This window comes from uncultured Methylibium sp., from assembly GCF_902826655.1.
GTDB lineage: Bacteria > Pseudomonadota > Gammaproteobacteria > Burkholderiales > Burkholderiaceae_C > Methylibium.
In genome coordinates, this window is the sequence record NZ_CADEFR010000020.1 from 51,605 (window position 1) to 65,363 (window position 13,759).

Here is a 13,759-nt window from a genome sequence, read left to right on the forward strand (position 1 = left end):
GCCGCCGGCCCGGCTGCCTACAATGCGCGCCGGGGAAGCCGCCACTGCATGTCGCTCTCGGTCATCGTCATCACCCGCAACGAAGCCCACAACATCGACGCCTGTCTCGCGTCGGTCGCGTTCGCCGACGAATGGGTGGTCGTCGACTCGGGCAGCAGCGACGCGACACCGGCGATCGCCGCGGCCCGCGGTGCGCGCGTGATCAGCACCCCCGACTGGCCCGGCTTCGGTCCCCAGAAGAACCGCGCCCTGGACGCCGCGACCGGCGACTGGGTCTTCAGCATCGATGCCGACGAGCGCGTGACGCCGGAACTCGCAGCCCAGATCCGGGTCGCAATGGCGCGGCAGGAGGGACCGTCTGCCTACACCGTGTCACGACTTTCTTCCTTCTGCGGCACCTGGATGCGCCATGGCGACTGGTATCCTGACTTGGTGGTGCGCTTGTTCCGCCGCGGCCATGCGCGCTTCACCAGCGACCTGGTGCACGAGCATGTCGTCGCCGAGGGTCCGACCGGGGCCCTGAGCGGCCACCTCCTACACGACAGCATGCCCAGCCTCGAGTCCTGCCTCGACAAGATGAATCGCTATTCCAGCGGCCGTGCGCTCGACCGCCACCGCGCGGGTCATGCGGGCGGCCTCGGCAAGGCGGTGGCTCACGGCGTCTGGGCGTTCCTGCGTTCCTACCTGTTCAAGCGCGGCTTCCTGGACGGGCGCATGGGCTTCGTGGTCGCCTTCAGCATCGCCGAGGGCACCTACTACCGCTACCTGAAGATGTGGCTGCTCGATCGCCCCGCGATCGAAGCGGCCGCACCCCGTACCCCATGAGACTTCGACCCCTCGACGCTCCCGGGCCCGACGCGCTGCGCCGGGGCCTGATCGGCCTGCCGCTGGCGCTTGCGGTGCCGGCGGCGCTGGCGCAGTTCCGCGTCGAGATCTCCGGCGTCGGCGCGACGCAGGTGCCGATCGCCATCGCCAGGTTTCGCGAGGAAGACAAGGCGCCGCAGCCGGTGGGCGCCATCATCCGTGCCGACCTCGAGCGCAGCGGCCTGTTCCGCAATCTCGACACCGCCGGCGTCACACTGGACGAGGGCTCGCGTCCCGCCATGAGCGACTGGCGCGGCCGCGGCGCCGACGCGCTGGTGGCCGGATCCGTGGCGCGGCTGGCCGACGGACGCCACGACGTGCGCTACCGGCTCTGGGACGTCGTCAAGGGCAGCGACCTGGGCGGGCAGGGCTATGCGGTACCGGCCGCGGACCTGCGGCTCGCCGCCCACCAGATCGCCGACGCCGTCTACGAAAAGCTCACCGGCGAGAAGGGCGTGTTCTCGACGCGCATCGCCTACGTCACCAAGGCAGCGGGTCGCCACACGCTGTGGGTGACCGATGCCGACGGCGAGAACGGCCAGACGGCGCTGGCCAGCCCCGAACCGATCATCTCGCCGGCCTGGTCGCCCGACGGGCGCGAACTGGCCTATGTCTCCTTCGAGAGCCGCAAGGCCGTGGTCTACGTGCAGGACGTCGGCTCGGGGCGGCGCCGCACGGTCGCCAGCTTCCGCGGGTCCAACAGCGCGCCGGCCTGGTCGCCCGACGGCCGGCAGCTGGCGCTGACGCTCAGCCGCGACGGCGGCTCGCAGCTCTACCTGATGAACCGCAACGGCGAGGACGTGCGGCGCCTCACCAGCAGCGGCGGCGCCATCGACACCGAAGCGGCCTGGTCGCCCGACGGCAAGCAGATCTACTTCGTCAGCGACCGCGGCGGCAGCCCTCAGGTCTACCGCATGCCGGCCGCCGGCGGCAACCCCGAGCGGGTCACCTTCAACGGCAGCTACAACATCAGCCCGGCGCTCAGCCCCGACGGGCGCAGCATGGCTTTCATCACCCGTGACGGCGGCGCGTTCCGCCTGCAGGTCATGGACCTGGCCAGCGGAACCACGCGTTCCGTCAGCGACACCAAGGACGACGAGAGCCCGAGCTTCGCGCCCAACAGCCGGCTCATCATCTACGCCACCCGCGACGGCGGCCGCGACGTGCTGATGACGACGACGCTGGACGGACGCATCAAGGCCCGCCTCGTGTCGACCCAGGCCGACGTGCGCGAGCCGGTATGGGGGCCCTACGGTCGTTGAGGACCCGCCCGCCGGGCGTGTTTGCATTCGAGTGAAACCAAGCTACAGAGGAAGCCCATGAAGACGATGATCACCCGCTCCACCCCGGCCCTGGCCCTGCTGACCGCCCTGGTCCTGACCGCCTGCAGCTCGCCGGTCAAGCTCGACGAGCCGGCGGTCGAGAGCCGCACCGCCACGCCGGTGGGCGGCGCGGGCGCCGGCGGCGCCAGCAGCGGCACCAGCCAGTCGCAGGTCGCGAGCGTCGATCTCTCGAAGGATGCGACCGCCGGCCTCGCCAAGGTCGTCTACTTCGACTTCGACAGCTACGTCGTCAAGGACGAGTACCGCCCGGTGATCGACGGCTACTCCAAGGCGCTGGGCGCCGACCGCAAGAAGCGTGTCGTCATCGAAGGCCACACCGACGAGCGCGGTGGCCGCGAGTACAACCTGGCCCTCGGGCAGAAGCGTGCCGAGGCCGTGGGCCGCTCGCTGACCCTGCTGGGCGTGCAGGACAGCCAGATCGAGTCGGTCAGCTACGGCAAGGAGCGCCCGGCTGCCACCGGCAGCGACGAGGCCGCCTGGGCCAAGAACCGCCGCGCCGAACTGCGCGACCGATAGGACATGGACCACCCCCGTTGCGGCTTCGCCGCTCCCCACGGGCCACGCAGGGGCCCCTTCGTGGCCCGAGGGCGCGCCGCTGGCGGACCGGCACAGCCGGTCCGCGGCGGCCGCCTGGTGCTGGGTGCCGTGCTATGGGCGGCAGCCTTGCTGGGTACCGGGACCGCGCAGGCGGGCCTGTTCGACGACGACGAGGCGCGCCGCGCCATCCTGGACGTGCGCGCGCGTGTCGAGCAAAGCGACAAGGCGGCCAAGGTGCGCCAGGATGAACTGAGCGCGCAGGTCGACCAGCTCAAGCGCAGCCTGCTCGAGCTCAACGCGACGATCGAGCAGCTGCGCAGCGACCTTGCGAAGCAGCGCGGTACCGATGAACAGCTGCAGCGTGACGTCGCCGAACTCCAGCGCAAGCAGAAGGATGTGCAGCAGGGCGTCGACGAACGGCTGCGCAAGATGGAGCCGCAGAAGGTCACGCTGGACGGCAAGGAGTTCCTCGCAGACCCCGAGGAGACGCGCCTCTACGGCGATGCCGTCGGCCTGCTGCGGCAAGGCGAGTTCGCGCCGGCCGTGAATGCGCTGGCCGCCTTCCAGCGTCGCTACCCCACCAGCGGCTACGCCAGCGCGGCGCAGTACTGGCTGGCCAACGCGTACTACGGCAAGCGCGACTACAAGGAGGCGATTCCGGCCTTCCGCGCCTTGGTGAACGGTGCGCCCGACCATCCGCGCGCCCCCGAGGCGCTGTTGTCGATCGCCAACTGCCAGATCGAGCTGAAGGATCCCAAGGCCGCGCGCAAGACGCTCGACGAACTGCTGAAGACCTATCCGAAGAGCGAGGCCGCGCAGGCCGGTCGAGAGCGCATCGCCTCGCTGAAGTGAAGGCCACCTGGTGAATGCGGTGCCGCCGACGGCGTTGCCTCCGGTCGATGCCGATCTCGAGCGCCGCTTCGGCGGGCTCCGGCGACTCTATGGCGACGACGGCTACGCGCGTCTGCGTGCGGCACGCGTGGCGCTGGTCGGCGTCGGTGGTGTCGGCTCCTGGGCGGCAGAGGCGCTGGCGCGCAGCGGCGTGGCGACGCTGGTGCTGATCGACCTCGATCACGTCGGCGAGTCCAACATCAACCGCCAGGTGCAGGCGCTCGATGCCACGCTCGGGCAAGCCAAGGTGCAAGCCCTGCGCGAGCGGATCGCACAGATCCACCCGGCGTGCGCCGTTCATGCGGTCGAGGAGTTTGCCGACGCCGAGAACTGGCCCGGCCTGCTGCCGACGCCGGTCGACCTGCTGATCGACGCCTGCGACCAGGTGCGTGCCAAGGCGGTGCTGGCCGCGTGGGCCCTCGCGCAAGGCGTCTCGCTGGTGACGGTGGGTGCGGCAGGCGGCAAGCGCAAGGCCCAGGCGGTGGAGGTCGACGACCTGGCGAATGCGACGCACGATCCGCTGCTCGCGGCCCTGCGGCAGCGGCTGCGGCAGCATCACGGTGCGGCGCGCAAGGGCCTGATCGGCGTGCGCTGCGTGTTCTCGCGCGAGCCCGTCCGCGAGCCCGACGGCGGCTGCGACGTGGACGGCAGCCTCAATTGCCACGGCTACGGATCCACCGTCAGCGTGACGGCGACGTTCGGTCTGGTGGCGGCCGGCGAGGCGGTCGAGAGCCTCGTGGCGGGTGGTCGCCGAGCTTGAGCCGCGACGACGGATCTGCTTATAATGAATGGCTCTACGGCGGGTTGTTAGCTCAGTCGGTAGAGCAGCGGACTTTTAATCCGTTGGTCGCAGGTTCGAATCCTGCACAACCCACCACCGGGGTCGAATTCCCGGGCTCTTAGCTCAGTTGGTAGAGCAGCGGACTCTTAATCCGTAGGTCGAGTGTTCGAGTCACTCAGGGCCCACCAGAACGAAAGGCCTCGCACAACGTGCGAGGCCTTTTTCATTGGTGCTCTGGCTCGTCCTCGCGCTCAAGTCCTGCTGAACTCGATCGCACCCTGCGGCAGCAGGTAGAGGACCAGTGCACGACCGCCGCTGACGCTGGGCCTGTGAGCGGTGCCGGGACCGTAGACCACCCATCCGGCCGGGGCGCCGTCGAACCGTGCGTCGCCCTCGAGCGGCATCACCAGATCGATCTCGCCGTTCGGGTGCGTGTGCTGCGGGCCGATGCAGTCGTCCATGTCGACGACGTCGACCGAGTAGCCCTGCGTGGCCGGCGTCGGCTTGATCACACGGCCGTAGCGGATGCCGCCGGCCTCGCGCTCGCACATCCAGCCCTCGGCGACTCCGTCGCGGCAGGCTTGGAACAGAGCCTCGTAGGTACGACTGCCCGGGCCGTGCTCGCGGTTCAGGTCGGAGGCCAGAGCCGCGTCGAGCGCTCGTCCCGCCACAGAGGCGGTGAGCCCGGCGATCAATGAGTGGAACTGGTCTGGCGCCATCATGGTCTCTGAGGTTCTGGAAAGAAAGCACTATAGTGCATGTGTTGGGTGAACTGACTGCATCAGCTTTTAGAGAAGGAAGCGCTTGATCTCCATAAGAAAGTGCACTATGATGCAGAAACTACGGAGAAATGCACAATGATGCATGTCTCTTGACTCAACCCGCCGAGGAGCCTTCATGACCGCCATGCATCCCGCCGAGCAAGCCGCCGTCGCCGCGCCGCCCATCGTCGACTACCGCACCGAGCCCGGCCGCTACAAGCACTGGAAGCTGGCGGTCGACGGCGCGATCGCGACGCTCTCGATGGCGGTGGCCGAGGACGGCGGCATCCGCCCCGGCTACAAGCTCAAGCTCAACAGCTACGACCTCGGTGTCGACGTCGAGTTGCACGATGCGGTGAATCGCCTGCGCTTCGAGCATCCCGAGGTGCAGACGGTGGTGCTGACCGGCGGGCGCGACCGCATCTTCTGCTCGGGCGCCAACATCTTCATGCTGGGCCTGTCGAGCCACGCGTGGAAGGTCAACTTCTGCAAGTTCACCAACGAGACGCGCAACGGCCTCGAGGATTCGTCGCGCAACGGCAGCCTCAAGTTCCTGGCTGCAGTCAACGGCGCCTGCGCTGGTGGCGGCTACGAGGTCGCGCTGGCCTGCGACGAGATCCTGCTGGTCGACGATCGCTCCTCGGCCGTCTCGCTGCCCGAGGTGCCGCTGCTCGGCGTGCTGCCCGGCACCGGCGGTCTGACGCGTGTCACCGACAAGCGCAAGGTACGCCATGACCTGGCCGACATCTTCTGCACCAGCGTCGAGGGCGTGCGCGGGCAGAAGGCAGTGGACTGGAAGCTGGTGGACGCGATCGCCAAGCCCGCGGTGTTCGCGCAGGCGGTGAAGGATCGCGCACTCGCGTTGGCCGCGCAGAGCCGGCGACCCGGGCCGGGGCAGGGCGCCGAGGGCGTGCTGCTTTCGCCGATCGAACGCACGCTCGATGCCGCTGGCGTGCACTACGCGACGATCGACGTGCAGATCGACCGCAGCAAGCGCACCGCGACGATCACCGCCAAGGCGCCGGCGTCGGCACCGCCGCAGGACATCGCTGCCATCGTCGCCGCCGGCGCCGCCTGGTGGCCGCTGCAGTTCGCGCGCGAGCTCGATGATGCGATCCTGCACCTGCGCACCAACGAGCTCGACATCGGCACCTGGCTGCTCAAGACGCGTGGCGACGCGCGAGCCGTGCTGGCCGCCGACGCCAGCCTGATTGCCCACAAGGACCACTGGTTCGTGCGCGAGACCATCGGCCTGCTGCGCCGGACCTTCGCGCGGCTCGACGTGTCCTCGCGCTCGCTGTTCGCGCTGATCGACCGCGACAGCTGCCTGGCCGGCAGCTTTGCCGAGTTCGCCTTCGCGGCCGACCGTGCCTACATGCTGGCCCTGCCTGACGCGCCCGACGCGGCGCCGAAGCTCACGCTCGGCGAAGCCAGCTTCGGCCTGCTGCCGATGATCACCGGCGAGAGCCGCCTGCACCGGCGCTTCTACGGCATGTCGGCCCCGCTCGCGGCAGCGCGCGATTCGATCGGTCAGCCGCTCGACGCCGATGTCGCGATGGCGCACGGCCTCGTGACGGCCGCCCCCGACGACATCGACTGGGACGACGAGATCCGCATCGCGGTCGAGGAGCGTGCCGCGCTGTCGCCCGATGCGCTGACCGGTCTCGAGGCCAACCTGCGTTTCAACGGGCCCGAGACGATGTGGACCCGTGTGTTCGGGCGCCTGTCGGCCTGGCAGAACTGGATCTTCATCCGCCCCAACGCCGTCGGCCCCAAGGGTGCGCTCAAGGTCTACGGCACCGGCGAGAAGGCCCTGTTCGATTTCAACCGCGTCTGAGCCCCATTCCACCCGCAGTCCCAGGAGCCCGCATGTCCGCCATCAACTACAGCGAGAAGATCCCCAACAACGTCAACCTCGCCGAGGACCGCACGCTGCAGCGCGCGCTCGAGCAGTGGCAGCCCAACTTCATCAACTGGTGGGACGACATGGGGCCCGAGGGTTCGACCGACCACGAGGTCTACCTGCGCACCGCCGTCAGCGTCGACCCGCAGGGCTGGGCGCAGTTCGGCCACGTGAAGATGCGCGACTATCGCTGGGGCATCTTCCTGAATCCCGGCGACAGCGAGCGCCAGGTCCACTTCGGCGACCACAAGGGCGAGAAGGCCTGGCAGGACGTGCCCGGCGAGCACCGCGCCAACCTGCGCCGCATCATCGTCACGCAGGGCGACACCGAGCCGGCCTCGGTCGAGCAGCAGCGCCACCTGGGCCTGACCGCGCCGTCGATGTACGACCTGCGCAACCTGTTCCAGATCAACGTCGAGGAAGGCCGCCACCTCTGGGCGATGGTCTACCTGCTGCAGAAGCACTTCGGCCGCGACGGCCGCGAAGAGGCCGAGGCGCTGCTGCAGCGCAACTCGGGCGATGCCGACAACCCGCGCATCCTCGGCGCCTTCAACGAGAAGACGCCGGACTGGCTGGCCTTCTTCATGTTCACCTACTTCACCGACCGTGACGGCAAGTTCCAGCTCGCCGCGCTGACCGAGAGCGCCTTCGACCCGCTGGCCCGCACGACCAAGTTCATGCTGACCGAGGAAGCGCATCACATGTTCGTCGGCGAGAGCGGCGTGTCGCGCGTGATCCAGCGCACCTGCCAGGTGATGAACGAGATCAAGACCGACGACGTACAGAAGGTGCGCGCGGCGGGCGCGATCGATCTCGGCACGATCCAGCGCTACCTCAACTTCCACTACTCGGTGACGATCGACCTGTTCGGCGCCGACCAGTCCAGCAACGCCGCCACCTTCTACAGCTCGGGCCTGAAGGGCCGCTACGAGGAAGGCAAGCGCACGGACGACCATGTGCTGAAGGGTCAGACCTACAAGGTGCTCGAGGTCCAGAACGGGCAATTGGTCGAGAAGGAGGTGCCGATGCTCAACGCCCTCAACGAGGTGCTGCGCGACGACTTCATCAAGGACTCGGTGGCTGGCGTCGAGCGCTGGAACAAGGTCATCGACAAGGCCGGGCTGCCGCACCGCCTGAAGGTGCCGCACAAGGCCTTCCACCGCCAGATCGGCGCGCTGGCCGGTATCAAGGTCGCGCCCGACGGCCGGCCGGTCAGCGAGGCGGAATGGGCCGCCAAGGAGGCCGAGTGGCTGCCGACCGCCGAGGATCGCGCCTTCGTGGCATCCTTGATGGGCCGCTGCGTCGAGCCGGGGCAGTTCGCCCACTGGATCGCCCCGCCGGCCATGGGCATCAACCGCCAGCCGATCGACTTCGAATACGTCAGGTTTGGGTGATCGAGAAACTCCGATGGACATGGCCGCCGACGTGCAGGTGATCAAGCAGCACCTGATCGATCCCGAGATCTGCATTCGCTGCAACACCTGCGAAGCCACGTGCCCGGTCGGCGCGATCACGCACGACGATCGCAACTACGTCGTCAAGGCGGAGGTCTGCAATGCCTGCATGGCCTGCATCTCGCCATGCCCCACCGGGTCGATCGACAACTGGCGGACCATGCCGCTGGTGCGCGCCTATTCGATCGAGGAGCAGCTGACCTGGGACGAGTTGCCCGTCGAGCTGACGGCCGAGCAGCTCGCTGCCGAGGGCGTCGCTCCGTCGGCGGCGACGGCGGTCGCCGACGCCACCCCGGCGCCGACGCCGGATGCCAGCGGCGAGGCGCCGTTCCAGTCGGCGGCCTGGGGCGCGACGCTGCCGCCCTGGTCGGCGGCGCACGCCTACACCAACCTCTACGGCCCCAAGAGCCCCACGACGGCCACGGTCGTCGGCAACTTCAACTGCACCGAGGCCGGCTACGCCAGCGAGACCCACCACGTCGTGCTGGACTTCGGCGCGATGCCCTTCCCGGTCCTGGAAGGCCAGTCGATCGGCATCGTGCCGCCGGGACTCGACGCACGCGGCAAGCCGCACACGGCGCGCCAGTACTCGATCGCCAGTCCGCGCAACGGTGAGCGGCCGGGCTACAACAACGTCTCGCTCACGGTGAAGCGCGTCACCGAAGACCACCAGGGCAAGCCGGTGCGCGGCGTGGCGTCCAACTACGTCTGCGATCTCAAGGTCGGCGACACGGTGCAGGTCATCGGACCGTTCGGCAGCAGCTTCCTGATGCCGAACCACCCCAAGTCGAACATCGTGATGGTCTGCACCGGCACCGGCAGCGCGCCGATGCGCGCAATGACCGAGTGGCGCCGCCGCCTGCGCCAGAGCGGCAAGTTCGAGTCCGGCAAGCTGATGCTCTTCTTCGGCGCGCGCACGCCGCAGGAGCTGCCGTACTTCGGGCCGCTGCAGAACCTGCCCAAGGACTTCATCGACATCAGCCTGGCGTTCTCGCGCCAGCCGGGCCAGCCCAGGCGCTACGTGCAGGACCTGATGCGCGAGCGCGCGCTCGACCTGGCCGCGCTGCTCAAGGACACCAACACCTTCGTCTACGTCTGCGGCCTCAAGAGCATGGAGGAGGGCGTGGTGCTGGCGCTGCGCGACATCGCCGAGCAGAGCGGCCAGTCCTGGGATGCGCTCGGCGCCGCGCTGAAGCGCGAAGGCCGTCTGCACCTCGAGACCTACTGAACCGACGCCGCGATGAACCCGCCAGGACAAGCGCAACGTGATGCCGTCTTCGTGATCGGCGCCGGCATCATGGGCGCCGGCATCGCCCAGGTGGCGGCGCAGGCCGGGCATGCCGTGCTGCTGCACGACAGCCGCGAGGGCGCAGCGGCCGAAGCGCGGCGCAAGCTGGGCGAGACGCTGGCCGGGCTGGTCAGGAAAGGCCGGCTCGCCGACGAGGAGGCGGCAGCGGTGCTCGAGCGCATCCGCCCGGCCACGTCGCTGGCCGATGCGGCCGGCACGCGCCTGGTCGTCGAGGCCATCGTCGAGAACCTCGACATCAAGCGCGCGCTCTTCCGCGAGCTGGAGGCGATCGTCGGCGACGACTGCGTCCTGGCGTCCAACACCTCGTCGATCTCGATCACGGCGCTGGCCAACGGCCTGAAGCGGCCGGGGCGCTTCGTCGGCATGCACTTCTTCAACCCAGTGCCGCTGATGAAGCTGGTCGAGGTGGTGTCGGGCCTGCAGACGGATGCCACGGTGGCCGAAGCCATCTTCGATCTGTCCAAAGCCTGGGGCAAGGTGCCGGTGCATGCCCGGTCGACGCCGGGCTTCATCGTCAACCGGATCGCGCGGCCGTACTACGCCGAGACGCTGGCGCTGCTGCACGAGCGCGCGGCCGAGCCGGCGGTGCTGGACGCCTGCCTGCGCGGCGCGGGTTTCCGCATGGGGCCTTGCGAGCTGATGGACCTGATCGGCCACGACACCAACTTCGCGGTGACCGAGTCGGTGTTCCAGGCGAACTTCGGCGACAAGCGCTACCAGCCGTCGCTGGTGCAGCGCGAGATGGTCGACGGCGGCCTGCTCGGCCGCAAGACCGGCCGTGGCTTCTACGACTACGCCACGCCGCGACCCGCGCCGGCCGAGTCAGCGCCACGCAGCGCCGGCCCGATCGCCGAGACGGCCGCGTTCGGTCGCACCGATGGCCGCACCGCGACGCAGCGGGCCGCTGACGCCGGCCAGCGCGATGGTGCCGTGTTCGACTGGACCACCGGTCCGAATGCTGCCGCGCTGGCCTATGCCGTCAGCGCGACGGCGAGCGAGAACTACGCGGCCCAGGTCGCGCAGGCGATCGCGGCGGCTGGGCATGAGCCGCAGCGCATCGCCGACACGCCCGGCCTGGTGGTCGCGCGCACGCTGGCGATGCTGGTCAACGAGGCCGCCGACGCCGTGCAGCAGGGCGTGTGCAACGAGTCCGGCGCGGACCTGGCGATGAAGCTCGGCGTCAGCTACCCGGCCGGGCCCTTCGAATGGTTTGCGCGCTTCGGCGTGCGCGACATCGTGCAGTTGCTGGATCGCCTGGACGAGCACTACCGCGGCGAACGCTACCGCACCAGCCCCTGGCTGCGCCAGCGCGCCTGGGCCGCGGCGCGGTGAGGTTCGCGGACTTTCACGTCGGCCAGGTCATCGAGGCCGGGCCCTACGAGCTGACGGCCGACGAGATCCTGGCCTTCGCGCGGTCCTACGACCCGCAGTGGTTCCACACCGACCCCGACGCTGCGGCGAGTGGTCGGTTCGGCGGTCTGATCGCCAGCGGCTGGCACACCTGCGGCATCGCGATGCGGCTGGTGGCCGATGCAGCGCTCGCCGGATCGGAGTCCTTCGCCAGCCCGGGCCTGCAGTACGTGAAGTGGCCGCATCCGGTCCGTCCTGGCGACCACCTGAGCCTGCGCGCCGAGGTGATCGAGCTGCGCACGGCGCGCAGCCGCTCCGGTCTGGGTATCCTGCGCTGGCGCTGGAGGCTTTTCAACCAGCGCAAGATCGAGGTGCTCGACCTCGAAGCGACCAGCCTGTTCGACCTGAGCTCGAGGAGCGAACCGTCATGACCCAGCACGCCTACATCGTCGACGCGATCCGCACGCCTTTCGGCCGCTATGGCGGCGCGCTGTCGTCGGTGCGCACCGACGACCTGGGCGCGATCCCGCTGAAGGCGCTGATGGCACGCCATCCGCGGCTGGACTGGGACGCGGTGAGCGACATCCTCTACGGTTGCGCCAACCAGGCCGGCGAGGACAACCGAAACGTCGCGCGCATGAGCGCGCTGCTGGCCGGGCTGCCTATCGGGCTGCCGGGCGCGACCATCAACCGGCTGTGCGGCTCGGGTCTCGATGCCGTAGGCAGTGCCGCTCGCGCGATCAAGGCCGGCGAGGCGCAGCTGATGCTGGCCGGAGGCGTCGAGAGCATGAGCCGCGCGCCCTTCGTCATGCCGAAGGCCGAGTCCGCCTTCAGCCGCAGCAACGCGGTCTACGACACCACCATCGGCTGGCGCTTCGTCAACAGGCTGATGAAGGAACAGTACGGCGTCGATTCGATGCCCGAGACCGCCGAGAACGTCGCCGCCGAGCACGGCATCGAGCGCGAGGCCCAGGACCGCATGGCGCTGGCCTCGCAACTCAAGGCCGTGGCTGCGCAGAAGAGCGGCTACTTCGATGCCGAGATCACGCCGGTGAGCATCGCGCAGAAGAAGGGTGACGCCATCGTCGTCGCCAAGGACGAGCATCCGCGCGAGACCAGCCTGGAAGCGCTGGCCAAGCTCAAGGGCGTGGTCAGGCCCGAGGGCAGCGTGACGGCGGGCAACGCCAGCGGCGTCAACGATGGGGCCTGCGCCCTGCTGCTGGCCGGCGAGGGCGCGCTCAAGACCCACGGACTGACGCCGCAGGCCCGCGTGCTGGGCATGGCGACGGCCGGCGTGGCGCCGCGTGTGATGGGCATCGGCCCGGCGCCCGCGACGCAGAAGCTGCTGGCGCAGACGGGCATCAGGCTCGAGCAGATCGACGTGATCGAACTGAACGAGGCCTTCGCCGCCCAGGGTCTGGCGGTGTTGCGGCAACTGGGCCTGAAGGACGACGACCCGCGCGTCAACCCGAACGGCGGGGCGATCGCGCTCGGCCATCCGCTGGGCGCCAGCGGCGCGCGGCTGGCGACCACGGCCATCAACCAGTTGCACCGCTCCGGCGGCCGCTACGCGCTGTGCACGATGTGCATCGGCGTCGGCCAGGGCATCGCGGTGCTGCTGGAAAGGGTGTGAGGATGCGACGGCGCGCTGCGTCGGTGCTGGCGGCTGCCGCGCTGCTTGCGGGTTGCGCGAGCTACGGCCCGTCCAGCCTGCCGGTCGGCACGCCGACGGGCGCCGTGATCGAGAGGATGGGGCCGCCCACCGGCCGCTATCGCGGGCTCGATGGCGGCGCACCCGGCGAGCGCCTCGAGTTCGCGCGCGGACCCTATGGCCAGCACACCTACATGCTGGACTTCGACGCGGACGGTCGGCTGCTGCGCTGGGAGCAGGTGCTGACCGAGGCCAACTTCCTGAAGCTGGAGCCCGGCATGACGCGCGAGGAGGTGTTGCGCCGTGTCGGCCATCCGTCCGACGTGCGCTTCCTGCCGCGACAGCAGCACCAGCTGTGGTCCTACCGCTACGAGACACCGTTCTGCATCTGGTTCCAGGTCAGCCTCGACACGGCGAACCGCGTCGCGGAACTCGGGCACAACGTCGACCCGATGTGCGAGCGCAGCGACCGGCGCTGGTGAGATGACGGTCCTCTACGGCATCCCGAACTGCGACACCGTCAAGAAGGCGCGGGCCTGGCTCGACGCAGCCGATGTCGCCTACCGCTTCCACGATTTCAAGAAGGCCGGCGTGCCCGCCGAGGCGCTGGCGGCCTGGCTGGCGGCGGTCGGCTGGGAGCGGCTGCTCAACCGCCAGGGCACGACCTGGCGCAAGCTCGATGCGGCCGTGCAGTCGCGCATCGTCGATGCGGCCAGTGCGGCCGTGCTGATGCGCGAGCAGGCCAGCGTCATCAGGCGTCCGGTCGTGGCTTGGGCGGACGGCTCGATCACCGTGGGCTTCGATCCTGCGGTCTTTGCTGCAGCGCGTCGCTGAGGATGGGCGCCCAGCAACTGGGCACTTAAGGAACGTCTGCACAACGCGCCGCGCGGTGCAGTTTGGAGCGACGTGATGGCG

The 13,759-nt window shown here is 69.4% G+C and carries 14 protein-coding genes and 2 tRNA genes; 15 read left to right on the forward strand and 1 reads right to left on the reverse strand.

Annotated elements, in window-relative coordinates:
* The first annotated feature begins 48 nt into the window (after positions 1-48).
* From QZV97_RS10575 to QZV97_RS10605, 7 genes are all read left to right on the forward strand, one after another.
* Positions 49-825 carry a glycosyltransferase family 2 protein gene (locus tag QZV97_RS10575; protein ID WP_295641746.1) on the forward strand — a complete coding sequence of 259 codons (777 nt, stop codon included), beginning with the start codon at positions 49-51 and terminating at the stop codon, positions 823-825.
* On the forward strand, positions 822-2,126 hold the full coding sequence (gene tolB, locus QZV97_RS10580; protein ID WP_295641747.1) for a Tol-Pal system beta propeller repeat protein TolB: 1,305 nt from the start codon (positions 822-824) through the stop codon (positions 2,124-2,126). The genes QZV97_RS10575 and tolB overlap by 4 nt, the downstream gene beginning before the upstream one ends.
* Positions 2,127-2,183: 57 nt before the next feature.
* Complete coding sequence (gene pal / locus QZV97_RS10585) at positions 2,184-2,723, forward strand: peptidoglycan-associated lipoprotein Pal (protein WP_295641748.1); 540 nt, start codon at positions 2,184-2,186, stop codon at positions 2,721-2,723.
* 60 nt (positions 2,724-2,783) lie between these two features.
* The gene (gene ybgF / locus QZV97_RS10590; RefSeq protein WP_295641749.1) at positions 2,784-3,596 is read left to right on the forward strand and encodes a tol-pal system protein YbgF; all 813 of its coding nucleotides are present in this window, start codon (positions 2,784-2,786) and stop codon (positions 3,594-3,596) included.
* Positions 3,597-3,606: 10 nt separating this feature from the next.
* The gene (locus tag QZV97_RS10595) at positions 3,607-4,395 is read left to right on the forward strand and encodes a tRNA threonylcarbamoyladenosine dehydratase (protein ID WP_295641750.1); all 789 of its coding nucleotides are present in this window, start codon (positions 3,607-3,609) and stop codon (positions 4,393-4,395) included.
* 41 nt (positions 4,396-4,436) lie between these two features.
* Positions 4,437-4,512: transfer RNA gene (locus QZV97_RS10600), tRNA-Lys, on the forward strand.
* 16 nt (positions 4,513-4,528) lie between these two features.
* Positions 4,529-4,604 (forward strand) — tRNA-Lys (locus QZV97_RS10605).
* 63 nt (positions 4,605-4,667) lie between these two features.
* On the opposite strand, the gene QZV97_RS10610 is transcribed toward QZV97_RS10605, so the two are convergent.
* Positions 4,668-5,138 (reverse strand): DUF4863 family protein, encoded by a 471-nt coding sequence (locus tag QZV97_RS10610; RefSeq protein WP_295641751.1) that lies wholly within the window; start codon positions 5,136-5,138, stop codon positions 4,668-4,670.
* A gap of 175 nt (positions 5,139-5,313) precedes the next feature.
* Between QZV97_RS10610 and boxC the strand changes: the two genes are divergently transcribed.
* The 8 genes from boxC to QZV97_RS10650 are packed head-to-tail and all read left to right on the forward strand — an operon-like array spanning position 5,314 to position 13,678.
* Positions 5,314-7,014, forward strand: a complete 1,701-nt coding sequence (gene boxC, locus QZV97_RS10615) for a 2,3-epoxybenzoyl-CoA dihydrolase (RefSeq protein WP_295641752.1) — start codon at positions 5,314-5,316, stop codon at positions 7,012-7,014.
* Positions 7,015-7,046: 32 nt separating this feature from the next.
* Positions 7,047-8,474 carry a benzoyl-CoA 2,3-epoxidase subunit BoxB gene (gene boxB / locus QZV97_RS10620; RefSeq protein ID WP_295641753.1) on the forward strand — a complete coding sequence of 476 codons (1,428 nt, stop codon included), beginning with the start codon at positions 7,047-7,049 and terminating at the stop codon, positions 8,472-8,474.
* A gap of 13 nt (positions 8,475-8,487) precedes the next feature.
* A complete protein-coding gene (boxA, locus tag QZV97_RS10625) occupies positions 8,488-9,762 on the forward strand; it encodes a benzoyl-CoA 2,3-epoxidase subunit BoxA (protein ID WP_295641754.1) in 1,275 nt (424 codons plus the stop codon).
* A 12-nt stretch (positions 9,763-9,774) separates the two neighbouring features.
* Positions 9,775-11,175, forward strand: a complete 1,401-nt coding sequence (locus QZV97_RS10630) for a 3-hydroxyacyl-CoA dehydrogenase NAD-binding domain-containing protein (protein WP_295641755.1) — start codon at positions 9,775-9,777, stop codon at positions 11,173-11,175.
* Positions 11,172-11,624, forward strand: coding sequence for a MaoC family dehydratase (locus QZV97_RS10635; RefSeq protein WP_295641756.1), 453 nt, complete (start codon positions 11,172-11,174; stop codon positions 11,622-11,624). The genes QZV97_RS10630 and QZV97_RS10635 overlap by 4 nt, the downstream gene beginning before the upstream one ends.
* Positions 11,621-12,826 (forward strand): 3-oxoadipyl-CoA thiolase, encoded by a 1,206-nt coding sequence (gene pcaF, locus QZV97_RS10640; RefSeq protein ID WP_295641757.1) that lies wholly within the window; start codon positions 11,621-11,623, stop codon positions 12,824-12,826. Before QZV97_RS10635 ends, pcaF begins: the two co-directional genes overlap by 4 nt.
* Before the next feature lie 2 nt (positions 12,827-12,828).
* The gene (locus QZV97_RS10645) at positions 12,829-13,326 is read left to right on the forward strand and encodes a hypothetical protein (protein ID WP_295641758.1); all 498 of its coding nucleotides are present in this window, start codon (positions 12,829-12,831) and stop codon (positions 13,324-13,326) included.
* A 1-nt stretch (position 13,327) separates the two neighbouring features.
* Positions 13,328-13,678 (forward strand): ArsC family reductase, encoded by a 351-nt coding sequence (locus QZV97_RS10650; protein ID WP_295641759.1) that lies wholly within the window; start codon positions 13,328-13,330, stop codon positions 13,676-13,678.
* Positions 13,679-13,759 lie beyond the last annotated feature (81 nt).

What these genes read in the sequence shown, in the direction of transcription:
- QZV97_RS10575 (WP_295641746.1), top strand. Translation starts at nt 49, where the DNA reads ATGTCGCTCTCGGTCATCGTCATCACCCGCAACGAAGCCCACAACATC.
- tolB (WP_295641747.1), top strand. Translation starts at nt 822, where the DNA reads ATGAGACTTCGACCCCTCGACGCTCCCGGGCCCGACGCGCTGCGCCGG.
- pal (WP_295641748.1), top strand. Translation starts at nt 2,184, where the DNA reads ATGAAGACGATGATCACCCGCTCCACCCCGGCCCTGGCCCTGCTGACC.
- QZV97_RS10610 (WP_295641751.1), bottom strand. Translation starts at nt 5,138, where the DNA reads ATGATGGCGCCAGACCAGTTCCACTCATTGATCGCCGGGCTCACCGCC.
- boxC (WP_295641752.1), top strand. Translation starts at nt 5,314, where the DNA reads ATGACCGCCATGCATCCCGCCGAGCAAGCCGCCGTCGCCGCGCCGCCC.
- boxB (WP_295641753.1), top strand. Translation starts at nt 7,047, where the DNA reads ATGTCCGCCATCAACTACAGCGAGAAGATCCCCAACAACGTCAACCTC.
- boxA (WP_295641754.1), top strand. Translation starts at nt 8,488, where the DNA reads ATGGACATGGCCGCCGACGTGCAGGTGATCAAGCAGCACCTGATCGAT.
- QZV97_RS10630 (WP_295641755.1), top strand. Translation starts at nt 9,775, where the DNA reads ATGAACCCGCCAGGACAAGCGCAACGTGATGCCGTCTTCGTGATCGGC.
- pcaF (WP_295641757.1), top strand. Translation starts at nt 11,621, where the DNA reads ATGACCCAGCACGCCTACATCGTCGACGCGATCCGCACGCCTTTCGGC.
- QZV97_RS10645 (WP_295641758.1), top strand. Translation starts at nt 12,829, where the DNA reads ATGCGACGGCGCGCTGCGTCGGTGCTGGCGGCTGCCGCGCTGCTTGCG.
- QZV97_RS10650 (WP_295641759.1), top strand. Translation starts at nt 13,328, where the DNA reads ATGACGGTCCTCTACGGCATCCCGAACTGCGACACCGTCAAGAAGGCG.